Source organism: Glutamicibacter sp. AOP12-B1-11 (assembly GCF_052379245.1).
Classification (GTDB): Bacteria; Actinomycetota; Actinomycetes; order Actinomycetales; family Micrococcaceae; genus Glutamicibacter.
The window spans coordinates 74,064-86,831 of record NZ_JBQSYL010000008.1 but is presented as its reverse complement, the minus strand read 5'-3'; the positions used below and the strand labels follow the sequence as shown (position 1 = coordinate 86,831).

Sequence of the window (12,768 nt, the reverse complement as noted above, 5' to 3'; positions counted from 1 at the left end):
CTCGGAAGATGCCAATTCTCAACTACGTCGTTTGAAGGAGGTGGCGTGTGAACAACCCGGAAACGGTCGGTTTCAGCGCCTTGATCATCGTACTTTTACTGGTCTTATTCTATGGGGGAACTTTTTTTGTTTCCACGAAGATTGGCCAGAAAAATGAAAACGCCGACGGTTACATGACCGCAGGCAATAAAATCGGATTCGGAATCTCCGCGGCCAGTATGACCGCGACATGGATCTGGGCATCCTCAATGTATGCCTCCGCCGCCTCGGGCTACACCTACGGCATCAGTGGTCCTATTCACTACGGTCTCTGGGGCGCCCTGATGATTCTGTTCATCTACCCGTTCGGTAAGCGGATCCGTAAAGTCGCACCGAAGGCTCATACCCTGGCCGAAGTTATGCACGCCCGCCACGGTCGCTCTAGCCAGCTGATGCTAGCCGGTTCGAACATCGTCGGTTCGGTCATTTCATTGATGTCCAACTTCATCGCCGGTGGCGTGCTCATCTCCATGCTCTCTCCCTTCAACTTCATTCAAGGCGTACTCGCGGTAGCCGGTGGCGTACTGCTCTACACGCTGTGGTCCGGATTCCGCGCCTCGGTTCTCACCGACTTCATGCAAGTTATGGCGATGCTTGGCGCCGTGGCAATCATCGTCCCGTTCATTTTCTTCGCTGCCGGATTCCCCGCGGCGTTCGAGACCGGTGCCGGCAACCTGAGCGCCCAACAGTCGAACTTCTTCTCTTCCGAAGCATTCCTGAACCAGGGTGCCCCGTATATCGCAGCGGTGTTGGCTTACGCAATCGGTAACCAAACCATCGCACAGCGTCTGTTCGCTGTTCGCGAGGATTTGATCAAGCCGACCTTCATCACCGCCACCATCGGCTACGGCGCCATGGTTATCGGTGTCGGCATGATCGGCGTACTAGCCCTGTACCTAGGCTTCGAACCAACCGATGGCAACGTCAACAACATCATTCCGGAAATGGCCATGAGCTACCTGCCTGGTATCTTGTTGGCTCTGTTCTTCGTGATGATCATCGGTGCGCTTTCATCCACCGCTGACTCGGACCTAGCTGCTTTGTCATCGATCATGATGGCCGATGTTTACGGTCAGAACGTTGCAGGCAAGAAGAAAGCCAATCCGAAGACCATGTTGTTGGTTGGACGTATCACGATGATCGTGGCAACGGTCTTGGCGGTCTGCCTCGCTAGTTTGCAATTGAACATCCTTGACCTTTTGGTCTTCGTCGGTGCACTCTGGGGAGCTTTGGTGTTCCCAGTGCTTGCCAGCTTCTACTGGAAAAAGGTCACAAACAAGGCCTTCACCGCAGCGGTATTGGCCGCCTTGGCTGTTTTCATTCCGGTGCGTTTCGACTTGATTCCAATGGTCGGATTCACCGCCATAGTCATTGAGCTCCTGGCGATTCTTGGTATCGGCATTGTGCTTGGTCTGATGAGTTTCGGCTTCTTTGGGCTGCGTCCTGCATTGATCGTCGGCACCATCGCCTCGCTCGTCGCAGCACCATTCTGCTTCGGCTTCTTGCGTGACTACACGACCTTGACCGCCTCGCTCGTCGCTTACTCGGTGAGTACCTTGATTTGTTACTTCATGTCGTTCCGTTCCAAGGAAGACTTTGACTTCGCGGTCATCGCCGAGCGCGCTGGCGACTTCGACCCGGTCGAAGAACTAATCAGCACCGCCACAAGTGGTGCGGATAAAACCGAAGGTACGAATACTCCGAAGGGGAAGGGATAAACATGCTGGCACTCACCATTTACGTATTGGCCTGGCCCGTGGTCGTTGCCGGAGTGGCGATCTTTATTGGCAGGGCCTTCATCATCGAGGCCCGCGCAGCAAAGCGCAATGGCCACCCGCTGATCTAGCATTCTAAATTCGGGGGTAAGTGCCGGTCATGTGCCGACGCTTACCCCCGAGATATTTAACGGCGGCCAGATCAAGATCCCTTGTTGGATAGGTCGGGCCCTTGAGTTATCCGGAAGTACCGCTGATGTGCGGAAGGTCACCGGGGCCACTTGTTTGACGAAAAAGTAGTCAGGTCACTGTGCTTCACGGTTTGCGCCAAGCCTGTGGAAACAGCATGAATGTGACAACACACCGTCCCAGCCGCACGCGATGTTCACGTTGCACCGATAAGGTTTGGAAGACTGGCGCATCAAAAACGTTCGATCTCGACCTGAGTTTCCGTGGGTCGCGCCCCGACGGCAACTAGCGATTGAAGACATGATTAAATTCGAAAATGTCTCGATGGTTTACGAGCCGAAGCAGAAGAATGCTGCTTTGAATGACGTAAACATCGAGGTTAACCGTGGCGAATTCGCCTTCTTAGTTGGAGAATCCGGCTCGGGAAAGTCTACTTTTCTGAGCTTGATACTGCGCGAAAAACGAGCCACGGACGGAGCGGTATACGTTGCAGGTCAAAACCTGAACCGTATCCCGAGCCGACGCGTGCCCAAATTGCGCCGCGACATCGGATTCGTGTTCCAGGACTTCAGACTGCTTCGCGAACGGACCGTGTTCGATAACGTCGCGTTTGCGATGGAAGTTATCGGTGCCTCACGCGCGCAAATTCGTGAACGTGTTCCGGACGCGCTGAGAATGGTCGGACTAGAAGATAAGGCCCGCCGTAAACCAACCGAACTTTCAGGTGGCGAGCAGCAGCGCGTGGGTATTGCCCGCGCCATCGTGAACAAGCCATCGATCCTGCTTGCCGATGAGCCGACTGGTAACCTCGACCGCAAAAACAGCGTCGAGGTCATGAACGTGCTTGATCGGATTAACCAGAATGGCACCACCGTGCTGATGGCCACGCACGCACATGAACTGGTCAGCGAATTCCGTCATCGCGTCATTGAACTGAGTAAGGGCAACGTCGTCCGCGACGAAGCTGATGGTCAGTACACGGCGATGACCACCGTAATTAATCAAGATGGTTCTCGCGAGCTGCTCACCGGTGAGGCCGCTAAGGAAGCATCTGGCGAGCTCGCAACGAACGTAGAGAAGGACGAGGACCAGTGAGACTAGGATTCATCCTCCGCGAGGCTGCTAAGGGCCTTCGGCAAAATGTCATCATGGTCGTCTCTGTTGTTTTGGTGACTTTCGTATCCCTGACCTTCGTGGGCGCTTCGGCGTTGCTGCAGCTGCAGATCAACCAGATGAAGGGTTACTGGTATGACCGCATGGAAGTTGCGGTCTTCTTGTGCGACGACAACACCGCCGCGCCGAATTGCGCCGGCGAGGGGGTCACCGATGAGCAGCGCACGAGTATCCAGCACCTGCTGGAATCTGACGAGATGGCTCCGTACATCAAGGAATTCGCGTATGAGTCGAAGTCTGATGCGCTGAAGAACTTCAAGGAGCAGTACAAGAACTCCTCACTTGTCGATCAGGTCACCGAAGATCAGCTTCCGGAATCGTTCCGTGTTGGGCTAGTTGACCCGGAGAAATATCCGGTGATCAACGAGGCGTTCTCCACAGTAGCGGGCGTGGATTCGGTGGTGGACCAACGCGAACTTTTGGAAAAGGTTTTCCAGCTCGTACGAGTAGCATCGGCCGCCGCGGCGGTGGTGGCGATCGTGATGATTGCCTGCGCGGTGCTGTTGACCGGCACGACCATTCAACTTTCTGCGATGCACCGGCGTCTGGAAACCACGATTATGCGTTTAGTCGGTGCTTCGAAAACGACCATTCAACTTCCGTTTATTATCGAAGGCGTGATTGCCTCCGTTATCGGTGGTTTACTTGCTTCGGGCACCCTGTGGCTGCTTGTGAAGTTCCTTGTTCAAGATAAACTCGCCAACGAAAACGTTGGAGTTGCCTTCATTTCGACGAATGAAGTTCTACTCGTTGCTCCAGGGCTCTTGATTATTGGTATCGTTTTGGCCACAATTTCTTCAGTGGTAACGTTGAAGCGTTACCTGAAGGTTTAGTTGTTCGTTATCTTTGGTCGAACTTCAGAACTTGATGCACAAAAACCTCTAAGGAGCAGTATGCTGTCCAACGCGGTGCGACGTAAGTTCCTACGCGCCACCATCGGTGGAGCCCTTGCTTTGTCACTTACTTTGCCGGCGGGGATCGTACTCGCCGACGAACTGGATGACCGTAAGGAAAAGGTCGAACAGAACATCGACAACCTCGAACAGGATATGGAAGTCCTAGACGCGGATATCGTTGAGACGGATCGCAAGCTGCGAGAGCAACAAGCACAAGTTCCGGTGGCAGAAGCGGCCTTGGCTGACGCGCAAAGCCGTGTAGCGAATGCCCAAGCCACCGTCGCTGACCTGACGAATCGGTTGATCAGCGCCCAGGCCACGCGTGACAAGGTTGCCAAGGCGATCGAAGAAAACGCAGCCAAGATTGCTGAAGCTGAAAACACCATGGCGCAGATCGCCTCCGAGGCATACAAGCGCGGTGGAGTTTCTAGTGGTCTAGACATGATCCTGAACATGGACTCAGCCACTGCCATGGCCGAAGGTCTCGACATGGCCAATAGGGCTATGGATTCTCAGAACGCCGTATATAACGATCTGGCGCAAGAGAAGGCAACGGACGAAAGCAACAAACTTCGCCTGGCCGCCGTAGAGGAAGAAATTTCTTCGCTCAAGGGGCAAGCCGAAGAAGCTCTCGCGCAGGAACAGGGCGCTCGCGATGCAGCGCAATCGGCCAAAGATGAACTGAACGCCCTCGTGGCCAGCACCGAATCACTCAGTGCCGAGCTGGAATCTAAGAAGCCGCAGATTCAGGCGAAGCTGAAGTCGCAAGAGCAGGAATACGCCACGGTTAACCAGCAGATCAAAGAACGCCAAGAGCGCTTGATCCGCGAAGAAGCCGAGCGCAAGCGCAAGGCGGAGGAGAAAGCTCGCAAGGAAGCCGAGGCGGAGCGTCAGCGCATCGCCAAAGAGAAGGCAGCCTACGAGGCCGAGCAGGAGCGCCAAGCCGCCGAAGCGAAGCGGAAGCAGCAGACGTACAAGAAGAAGCAATACGTCGCTCCCAAGGCAAAACCGAAAACCGAATCCCGCGCGGAACCAAGTAGCTGGGGCTTGATCAAGCCAACGAGCAGCTCGCGTATTACTTCCAGCTTCGGCTGGCGTCCGACCCCGGCGGGAACCATCGACTACACCGGTCGCGGCGGCTATGTTCACGCAGGCGTTGACTGGGGCTTCGGTGGCCAGTGTGGTTCGCCGGTTGTCGCAGCTACCAGTGGTGAAGTGTGGTTCGCCGGATGGGGTGGTTCCTCGGGCAACAAGGTGACTGTTTCGCACGGTGTCGTCAAGGGCAAGGCTTTGGCAACGAACTACCACCACCTTTCACGTATCGCTGTGAGCAACGGCCAGCACGTCAACCAGGGCCAGGTCGTCGGGTACGTGGGCACCACCGGCAACTCGACCGGTTGCCACCTGCACTTCGAAACGATCATCAACGGTTCGCACGTGAACCCATTGGGACTTCTCTAGCGTTAGACTTGTTATTTGTGCGCGGGAATCCGCCCGCGACATGCAAGGAGTGTCATGGCTAAGAAGAACCAAGAAGATCGCATCATCGCGAGCAACCGCAAAGCGCGCCACGATTTTGAGATTCTAGATACCTTCGAAGCGGGCATGGTGCTGACAGGGACCGAGGTCAAGTCGCTGCGCGAAGGTAAAGCTTCGCTGGTGGACGGATTCGGCCAGTTCTACCGCAATGAGCTCTACATTGAGAATTGCTACATTCCTGAGTACCTGAACGGTTCGTGGACTAATCATGCCGCACGCCGCCGCCGCAAGCTCTTGCTGCATCGTGCAGAACTGCTTAAGATCGAACGAAAAATCTCTGAGTCAGGCCTGACCATCGTCCCGCTGAAGTTGTACTTCAAAGACGGGCGCGCGAAGATCGAAATCGGCGTGGCTCGCGGTAAGCGCGAATACGATAAGCGACAGACGCTGCGTGAACAGCAAGATAACCGCGAAGCACTGCGTGCAATGCGAGAGCGTAATCGCGGACACGCATAAGCGTGAGGCGAAACTCGTTGGGATACCCTCCAAGATTGCGCTATGATTGTTTAACGCACCTTTGGTGTGGTTGTACCCGGGAAACCGGGACTGACAACAAAATACGGGGATGATCGGTTTCGACGGTGTGAGTCGCGACAGATGAAGCGGGCCGAGGATGCAAAGTTATCTCGTAAACGCTCTTTGCAAAACAATAAGTGCCGACTCAAAGCGCACTGACTTCGCTCTCGCTGCCTAAGCAGCCAGACAGTCCGTAAGCCAGGGGATGCTATCGCCCCTGTACCTTACGTCATTTAGATAGCCCCTGTATCCAGCGGCCGTTACCGCTGTTGGGTACATATTTTGGTAACTGTGCCTGGATCAACCACATGTTTGCGTGATGGTTGGGGCAGAGAAAATCCGCAGCAAACTGCGCCCGGAGAAGACCTGGCAACACCACATCGGACGGGAGTTCAATTCTCCCCATCTCCACGTATTTTAGCCCCGGGATCCTAGTGATCCCGGGGCTTCTTTTTTGCTCGACGCCCAAATCGGCTTGACCATTGGCCGCGCGACCATGGCTCAACACGATACGCGGCACCTCGTTACCTTCCAATCGTTTCTTTCAATCAAGGTCCGAGGGATCCTCGCGGAAAATGGCAACGCTACTGCTGCTGTCCGGCGTTCTCGGGGTCATATGACGCAGCTGAGGCGACGCGTATCCCACCCGGACATCACAGCCTCGGCGTAGGCATGCGCGGCCTGAAGGTACACCCAGTAGGCGTCCTCGACGGTGATCACGAATGAACTTGTCTCCGGCGATTCCCAGCTTGTGGTTCCGTGCTGCGGTGTCCAGCCTTTGAAGGCTGCGATGCTTCGAGCTACCAGACCATTGAGGTATTGGTTTATTTTCTCGTCGGCTGATTGCTGCGGGTTCTCCGGCGTGGTGAGCTCATTGGCATAGTAGCGCAGCTCGGTGGAACCGATGTTGGCCCCAGTTCCCGCCTCAAAGGCGGGCGTCATCCGAGATCCCGGGGCACTTCATCGGCGGTAAAGCCGGCAAGGGGCAGCGCAACTGCCAGGGGGTGCGGGGCTAATCTCGTCAGGAATCCTCCGTCAGGCATCGGCAGGAGTTGTATCGTTCGGGGTGGAGAAATATCGTCAGACGATGCAGAACCACGGCCACCCGCCTAGCGGTTTCGTGGGCAAATCCTTCGGCCGGCAATTTCTGCGAGCAATAATCCAGTGGATAGGGCAGGTCCAGGCAGGGTGGTCGAGGGCGAAATCCTTGCGGTGGCCGCGGCAATGAATATTGATGGCGCAACGTTTGCAACTCGACTAACTCCGGTCTCCAGCAGGCTTCGGACCACCGGTTTCGGGCCCTCCCAGCTGTGGATATGATAGGTAACAAGGAGCCTTGCGAGCGAGTCCATGTCGCGGGGCTGCCGTTTACCACCTAGACTTAAACAGAACGGCCAAGCCGATGGCCAGATCGCTGAAACGGAGTGAGATCGAAAACGATGGGTAAAAACGGTTCCCAGCGGGTATCACCGGCAATTTCGGCAATCTATGCTGTGATCGCGTTCCTCCTCGAGGTTGGATTGCTTTTCGCCGCCGCGCTGGCCGCCATCGCATTCATTCCCTGGCCGACGATTCCAGCGATCCTCGTGGTCGTGGTGCCTTTGCTGATCATCTGGGCGCTGTTCTTCTCGCCTAAGGCGAAGTTCCGGCTCCGCTTGCGCACACGCTTGATGCTCATTCATCTGATTTACCTGGTCGGTGCCTACGTGCTCTGGCTGAGCGTGGATCATTCATTCACCGATCAATCGCAAATCTGGGCGATCGCGATGCTTTCCTTGACTGGAATTAGCGCAATCTTGATTCTGGCTACCGGCGGATATGTGGTTCCACATGACCGCGAGAAGCGTGCACCGGTCGCGCCGCAACCTGCACAGGATGCCAAGCGCAGCCAAAATCGTGGACGCCGCGCGGCACGCTAAGTTTTCGCTGCAAGTAATGAGGGGCTCGGTCGGCTGACCGGGCCCTTGCTCATACCCGCCACGCAAGGTTTAGACGTTCAGCAACCAGCCCAGCAGCCCGGCGGTTCCGGCCAGTGACAGCGTGCCTAACAGGAACATGATGGCGCGGGCGCGGTTTACCTCGTAGAGCAGGTGGAAGCCGACGAAGAGGGTGCTTGCCGTCGTCAACGAACCGCAGAATCCGGTCGTCAGCAACCATAGCCGGTCCGCGGTAGATGTGCTGCCGGCGAAGTTATCCCGAGCGAGCTCTAGTCCGTGAGCGTGCGCATAGCCAAGGAAAAGGCCCAGCGCGAAGGTTCCAACGATGTTGGCGGCGAGGATTCCGAGCGGCCAGCCACGCCAGAGGCTGTGGGTATCGCCATGGGTGGCAGGAAGCGCTCTGTCAAGCAGATATCGTCCCACCGCGCCCAGCGCCCCAGCCAGCAGCAAGAGCCCGATCATGGGCGGCCCTCGGACGCTGGGACCAGACGCAGGATGACTCGGTGGGTGGTGAAGACCGCGGCCAGGCACAGGGCGACGGTCAGGGCCAAATAGCCCAGGTAGCCGGTGGCGCTCATCGCGGTGAAGAGCAGCAGCACGGTGGACAGGGTGGTGAATGCGCCACAGAAACCGGTACCGGCGGCCAGCTGGAGCAGCGGATTCAATGGCCTGCGGGCGCCGTAGGCGCTCAGCCCGGCCAGGGCGGTGCTGCCCAGCACATTGACCAGCAATGTCGACGCGGCCCACTCGTTGGCTGGCAGGAGCATGTCCACCCCGACCCGGACGTAGGCTCCGAGTGCGCCGCCAATTGCTACCGCAAAGAGCCGGTAGACGGTCTCCCTGCGGATCACAGTTCGCGAACCCAGATCAGCGATGCCGAGATGTAATCCAGGCCGTGCGGAATCTCGATAACCGCTCCGGGGACGAGCCCCAGGTCCTTGGCGCGGCGCAGGAAATCCGGGTCCTCGTCGCTGACCCGGCAAATGACCGCGCGCGGTCCGTCGAAGCGGTCCAGCCGTTGCGCATCGCGTGCGGCCAGCACGCCGGCGGCCGAGGGGATTGCGTCTCCGTGCGGGTCTACCGCCGGGTGGCCCAGACGTGCATGCAGCGCGTCGATGAATCGGTCGGTGACGGTATGCTCGAGCTGTTCAGCCTCGTCGTGGACCTCGTCCCAGCCGTAGCCGAGCTCATCGCGCAGGAAGGTCTCTAGGATGCGGTGCCGGCGCACCATGCGCAGCGCTTCGCGCCGCCCGGTGGCGCGAAGCGAGATGGCCCCGCGCGGAATATGGTCCACCAGGTTCTTGGCCGCCAGCTTTTGCACCATCGCGGTGGCCGAGGCGGGGGACAGGCCCAGCTGGTCGGCCAGCGCACCGGTGCCGACCGGTGTCTCTTCCCACTCGGTGAGCAGGTACAGCGCCTTGAGGTAGTCTTCCTCGCTGGTGGTCAGCTTGCGCGGATCATATCCGGGCATGGCTAGCCGCGGTTCAGATAGGGCAGGATCGCGTCGTGCAGCTTCCCGTTGCTGGCCAGCGCGTTGCCTTCGTGGCAGCCCTCCACGCCGGCGATGCTGGTGAAGCGGCCACCGGCCTCGCGTACGACGGGGACCAGCGCGGCCATGTCGTAGAGCTCCAGTTCCGGTTCGAAGGCGGCGTCCACCGCGCCCTCGGCGACCAGCGCGTAGGACAGGAAATCGCCATAGCCGCGGGTGCGCCAGGCCGTCCCAAGCAGTTCGAGCAGGCCATCGAGCTTGCCGCGCTCCTTCCAGCCGTTCAGCGACGCGTAGGACAGCGAGGCGTCGGGCAGTTCGGCCACCGCCGAGACCGCCAAGCGGCGTTGGCCTTCGCTGCCCGGCTCGGTGACGAACGCCCCCAACCCGGTGGCCGCATGCCAGCGGCGGGAAAGCGCCGGAGCGGAAACCACGCCGAGCACCGGCTCGTCGTCGATGAGCAGCGCGATCAGGGTCGCCCACACCGGCACGCGGCGCACGAAGTTCTTCGTCCCGTCGATCGGGTCGATGACCCAGCGCCGGGAACCGGTGCCGTGCACCCCGAATTCCTCGCCGAGCACCGAATCTTCGGGGCGGTGCGCGGCGAGCTCTGCGAGGATCAATTCCTCGGCGCCGCGGTCGGCGTCGGAGACCGGGGTCATATCTGGTTTGGTTTCCACCCGCAGGTCGTTCGAACCGTAGCGGGCCAAGGTGAGCGCATCGACCTTATCGGCCATCGCCAAGGCGAATTCAAGGTCTTGCTGCAAGGTGTATTCGGCCATGGTGTGGTGGCGCTAGAGCGCGCCCAGCTCCTTCTCGTGCGTGGTGTCCTCGGTGGTGATCAGTCGGCGGTAGGATGCCAGCCGGGAGGCGGCGGCCGGAGGCGTTGCCGGATCCTGCACCCAGGCTTCCAGCGCGCAGCCGGCGGCGTTGGCATGGTGGTTGCAGCCGCGCGGGCAGCCGGTGGCGATATCCGCCAGCTCCTCGAAGGCGCCCAGAATATTGTCCGGATCCACCAGGCCCAGCCCGAAGGACCGGATGCCGGGGGTGTCGATCAGCCAGCCGCCGGCGGCCTCGCCCAGGCGCAGCGCCAACGCATTCGACGAGGTGTGCCGGCCGCGGCCGGTCACCGAGTTCACCTGCCCGGTGGCACGGGTGGACCCGGTCAGCGCGTTGACCAGCGTGGATTTGCCCACCCCGGAATGGCCGAGCACCACCGACACGCAGCCGGAGAGCAGCTCTTCAAGTTCGTGCAGCGCGCCGACCGCGAGCCGGGCGCTGGATCCGTCGGCGCCGCGCGCATCCACGCCGGTGGCCTCATCCCCGGTGGTGCGCGAGATGACTACCGGCAGTGCCAGCCCCTCGTAGTGGCCCAGGAATTCGGCAGGGTCCTTCACATCGGCTTTGGTCACGCAGAGCACCGGCTGGATCCCGGCGTCATAGGCGGCCACCAGGGCGCGGTCCACGAAGCCGGTGCGCGGCTCGGGGTTGGCAGCGGCGACCACGATCACCAGCTTGTCGACATTCGCCACGACCACCCGCGCGGTCGCGTCGGTGTCATCGGCGCTGCGGCGCAGCAGCGTGGTGCGTTCCTCGATGCGCACCAGCCGTGCCAGGGTGTCCGGCTTGCCGCTGGTGTCGCCGACCAGCGCCACCAGATCCCCGGGCACCACCGCCTGGCGGCGCAGCTCGCGGGCGCGCGCGGCGACCACGATCCGCTCCTCGGGCGTGTCCTCGTCCAGAATCGCCGTGTAGCGCCCGCGGTCCACGGTGATGATGCGTCCGATGACCGCCTTCTCGTAGGCCGGGCGCTCCTTGGTGCGCGGGCGGGAGCCCTTCTTATTCGGCCGGACCCGCACGGTGAAATCGTCGTATTCGCTGTAGCTCATCAGCCAGCCTGACCCGGTGCGCCAGGCGCCGCGGTGCCGGCCATCTGCGCCCACAGCCGCGGGAAATCTGGCATGGTCTTGGCGGTGGTGGCGATGTTTTCCACGCGTACCCCGTCGATGGCCAGACCCAGCAGCGCGCCGGCGGTGGCCATCCGGTGGTCCTCATAGCTGTGCAGGTCCGCCGCCTGTAGCGCACCGGGTTCGATGCGCAGCCCATCCTCGGTGGCGCGCACTCGGGCGCCCACCTTGGCCAGCTCGGTTTCCAGCGCGGCGAGCCGGTCGGTTTCGTGGCCGCGCAGGTGCCCGATGCCGTGCAGCGTACTCGGCGCATCGGCCAGTACGCACAGCGCCGCCAGGGTGGGGGCCAGCTCGGAGGCGTCCGCGTAGTCGATCCCGTGGATGGTCCCGGAGCCGCGCACCGAGAGCACCCCGTCCGCGGAGCGCGCGACCTCGGCGCCCATGGCGCTAAGGATCTGCACCCATTTACCGCCGACCTGGGTGGTGTTTTCGGGCCAGAAGGGCACCCGCACGGTGCCTGCGGTGGCCAGCGCCGCGGCCAGGAACGGTCCGGCGTTGGACAGGTCCGGTTCCACGGTGACGGTGAAGCCGGCGATGGCCCCGGGGGCGATCTGCCAGCCGCGCCCGTCGGCGTCCTCCGCGACCGCAACGCCTAGTTCGCGCAGCGTGGCCACGGTCATCAGGATGTGGTCGGGACTGGCGATCTGCCCTGCGGCGGCCCGCAGGTGCAGCCCGCCGGGCAGCGCATGCCCGATGAGCAGCATCGCGGAAATGAATTGGGAGCTGGCCGAAGCATCGATGGTGACCGATTCGCGCGCGGCCACCGCGGAGGCATCCATGGTGAAGGGCAGCATGGAGGGCTGTGCGTCGAAGTCGAATTTGACGCCGAGCGCGGCCAGCGCGTCAAGCACCGGGGCCATCGGGCGCACCCGGGCGGCGGGGTCCCCGTCGAAGTGGACCTTCGCCCCGGTGACGGCCGCCAATGCGGGCACAAAGCGCATCACGGTGCCGGCCAGTCCGCAGTCCACGCGCGGGGTTTCGGCGCCCGCGGGGACACCGGGGGTGAGCACCACCGTGGTGGATCCGTCCTCCTGCGCGGTTCGCTGAACGCGCACGCCGAACTGCTCCAGGGCGCGCAGCATCAGTTCCGTATCGCGGCTGATCAGCGTGTTGTGGATCGTGGAGGGTGAATCTGCCAGCGCGGCCAACACCAGATACCGGTTGGTCAAGGATTTCGACGCCGGAACGCTCACCGTCGCATCCAGCGCGCCGGAGGCAAAAGGTGCCTCCCACCAGTTCAGCTCGCTTCCATGAGTGCTCACAGAGATAATCGCACTTCCTTCAAATCAGCCGTTGGACTCTTGGCATAAT

The 12,768-nt window shown here is 60.5% G+C and carries 14 protein-coding genes and 1 other RNA gene; 8 read left to right on the top strand and 7 right to left on the bottom strand.

The features are described 5' to 3' along the window. The first annotated feature begins 47 nt into the window (after positions 1-47). The 7 genes from ACT3UQ_RS06540 to ssrA all read left to right on the top strand — a co-directional run bounded on the left by ACT3UQ_RS06540 (position 48) and on the right by ssrA (position 6,481). Positions 48-1,757: a sodium:solute symporter family protein gene (locus ACT3UQ_RS06540; protein ID WP_105554303.1), complete on the top strand. Its 1,710-nt coding sequence runs from the start codon at positions 48-50 to the stop codon at positions 1,755-1,757. Positions 1,758-1,759: 2 nt separating this feature from the next. Continuing rightward, entirely contained in the window at positions 1,760-1,885 is a 126-nt protein-coding gene (locus ACT3UQ_RS06535; protein WP_219843951.1) for a putative transporter small subunit, read from the top strand. A gap of 358 nt (positions 1,886-2,243) precedes the next feature. Continuing rightward, positions 2,244-3,038: a cell division ATP-binding protein FtsE gene (gene ftsE, locus ACT3UQ_RS06530; RefSeq protein WP_105554302.1), complete on the top strand. Its 795-nt coding sequence runs from the start codon at positions 2,244-2,246 to the stop codon at positions 3,036-3,038. Next, entirely contained in the window at positions 3,035-3,949 is a 915-nt protein-coding gene (gene ftsX, locus ACT3UQ_RS06525) for a permease-like cell division protein FtsX (protein ID WP_105554301.1), read from the top strand. The genes ftsE and ftsX overlap by 4 nt, the downstream gene beginning before the upstream one ends. A gap of 60 nt (positions 3,950-4,009) precedes the next feature. Then, on the top strand, positions 4,010-5,473 hold the full coding sequence (locus ACT3UQ_RS06520; RefSeq protein ID WP_105554300.1) for a M23 family metallopeptidase: 1,464 nt from the start codon (positions 4,010-4,012) through the stop codon (positions 5,471-5,473). A 54-nt stretch (positions 5,474-5,527) separates the two neighbouring features. Beyond that, the gene (smpB, locus tag ACT3UQ_RS06515) at positions 5,528-6,007 is read left to right on the top strand and encodes an SsrA-binding protein SmpB (RefSeq protein ID WP_105554299.1); all 480 of its coding nucleotides are present in this window, start codon (positions 5,528-5,530) and stop codon (positions 6,005-6,007) included. A 105-nt stretch (positions 6,008-6,112) separates the two neighbouring features. Further along, positions 6,113-6,481: a transfer-messenger RNA gene (gene ssrA, locus ACT3UQ_RS06510) on the top strand. A 198-nt stretch (positions 6,482-6,679) separates the two neighbouring features. Here the strand turns inward: ssrA and ACT3UQ_RS06505 are convergent. Continuing rightward, positions 6,680-7,009 (bottom strand): hypothetical protein, encoded by a 330-nt coding sequence (locus tag ACT3UQ_RS06505; protein ID WP_444636729.1) that lies wholly within the window; start codon positions 7,007-7,009, stop codon positions 6,680-6,682. A 497-nt stretch (positions 7,010-7,506) separates the two neighbouring features. Here ACT3UQ_RS06505 and ACT3UQ_RS06500 point away from each other — a divergent pair, with 497 nt between their 5' ends. Beyond that, on the top strand, positions 7,507-7,986 hold the full coding sequence (locus ACT3UQ_RS06500; protein WP_105554297.1) for a DUF2568 domain-containing protein: 480 nt from the start codon (positions 7,507-7,509) through the stop codon (positions 7,984-7,986). 69 nt (positions 7,987-8,055) lie between these two features. On the opposite strand, the gene ACT3UQ_RS06495 is transcribed toward ACT3UQ_RS06500, so the two are convergent. The 6 genes from ACT3UQ_RS06495 to aroA are packed head-to-tail and all read right to left on the bottom strand — an operon-like array spanning position 8,056 to position 12,719. Further along, complete coding sequence (locus ACT3UQ_RS06495; protein WP_105554296.1) at positions 8,056-8,466, bottom strand: fluoride efflux transporter FluC; 411 nt, start codon at positions 8,464-8,466, stop codon at positions 8,056-8,058. Next, positions 8,463-8,855 (bottom strand): FluC/FEX family fluoride channel, encoded by a 393-nt coding sequence (locus ACT3UQ_RS06490; protein WP_181148554.1) that lies wholly within the window; start codon positions 8,853-8,855, stop codon positions 8,463-8,465. Before ACT3UQ_RS06490 ends, ACT3UQ_RS06495 begins: the two co-directional genes overlap by 4 nt. Further along, on the bottom strand, positions 8,852-9,475 hold the full coding sequence (locus tag ACT3UQ_RS06485) for a metal-dependent transcriptional regulator (protein WP_105554295.1): 624 nt from the start codon (positions 9,473-9,475) through the stop codon (positions 8,852-8,854). The genes ACT3UQ_RS06490 and ACT3UQ_RS06485 overlap by 4 nt, the downstream gene beginning before the upstream one ends. A 2-nt stretch (positions 9,476-9,477) precedes the next feature. Then, positions 9,478-10,272, bottom strand: a complete 795-nt coding sequence (locus tag ACT3UQ_RS06480) for an inositol monophosphatase family protein (protein WP_105554294.1) — start codon at positions 10,270-10,272, stop codon at positions 9,478-9,480. A gap of 12 nt (positions 10,273-10,284) precedes the next feature. Beyond that, positions 10,285-11,379 carry a ribosome small subunit-dependent GTPase A gene (gene rsgA / locus ACT3UQ_RS06475; protein ID WP_105650738.1) on the bottom strand — a complete coding sequence of 365 codons (1,095 nt, stop codon included), beginning with the start codon at positions 11,377-11,379 and terminating at the stop codon, positions 10,285-10,287. Next, the gene (aroA, locus tag ACT3UQ_RS06470; RefSeq protein ID WP_258134045.1) at positions 11,379-12,719 is read right to left on the bottom strand and encodes a 3-phosphoshikimate 1-carboxyvinyltransferase; all 1,341 of its coding nucleotides are present in this window, start codon (positions 12,717-12,719) and stop codon (positions 11,379-11,381) included. Before aroA ends, rsgA begins: the two co-directional genes overlap by 1 nt. Between the last annotated feature and the right edge of the window lie 49 nt (positions 12,720-12,768).

Bases quoted from the DNA above. Each gene is read 5' to 3' on its own strand.
- ACT3UQ_RS06535 (WP_219843951.1), top strand. From the start codon at position 1,760: ATGCTGGCACTCACCATTTACGTATTGGCCTGGCCCGTGGTCGTTGCC.
- ftsE (WP_105554302.1), top strand. From the start codon at position 2,244: ATGATTAAATTCGAAAATGTCTCGATGGTTTACGAGCCGAAGCAGAAG.
- ACT3UQ_RS06520 (WP_105554300.1), top strand. From the start codon at position 4,010: ATGCTGTCCAACGCGGTGCGACGTAAGTTCCTACGCGCCACCATCGGT.
- smpB (WP_105554299.1), top strand. From the start codon at position 5,528: ATGGCTAAGAAGAACCAAGAAGATCGCATCATCGCGAGCAACCGCAAA.
- ACT3UQ_RS06505 (WP_444636729.1), bottom strand. From the start codon at position 7,009: ATGACGCCCGCCTTTGAGGCGGGAACTGGGGCCAACATCGGTTCCACC.
- ACT3UQ_RS06500 (WP_105554297.1), top strand. From the start codon at position 7,507: ATGGGTAAAAACGGTTCCCAGCGGGTATCACCGGCAATTTCGGCAATC.
- ACT3UQ_RS06495 (WP_105554296.1), bottom strand. From the start codon at position 8,466: ATGATCGGGCTCTTGCTGCTGGCTGGGGCGCTGGGCGCGGTGGGACGA.
- ACT3UQ_RS06485 (WP_105554295.1), bottom strand. From the start codon at position 9,475: ATGCCCGGATATGATCCGCGCAAGCTGACCACCAGCGAGGAAGACTAC.
- ACT3UQ_RS06480 (WP_105554294.1), bottom strand. From the start codon at position 10,272: ATGGCCGAATACACCTTGCAGCAAGACCTTGAATTCGCCTTGGCGATG.
- rsgA (WP_105650738.1), bottom strand. From the start codon at position 11,379: ATGAGCTACAGCGAATACGACGATTTCACCGTGCGGGTCCGGCCGAAT.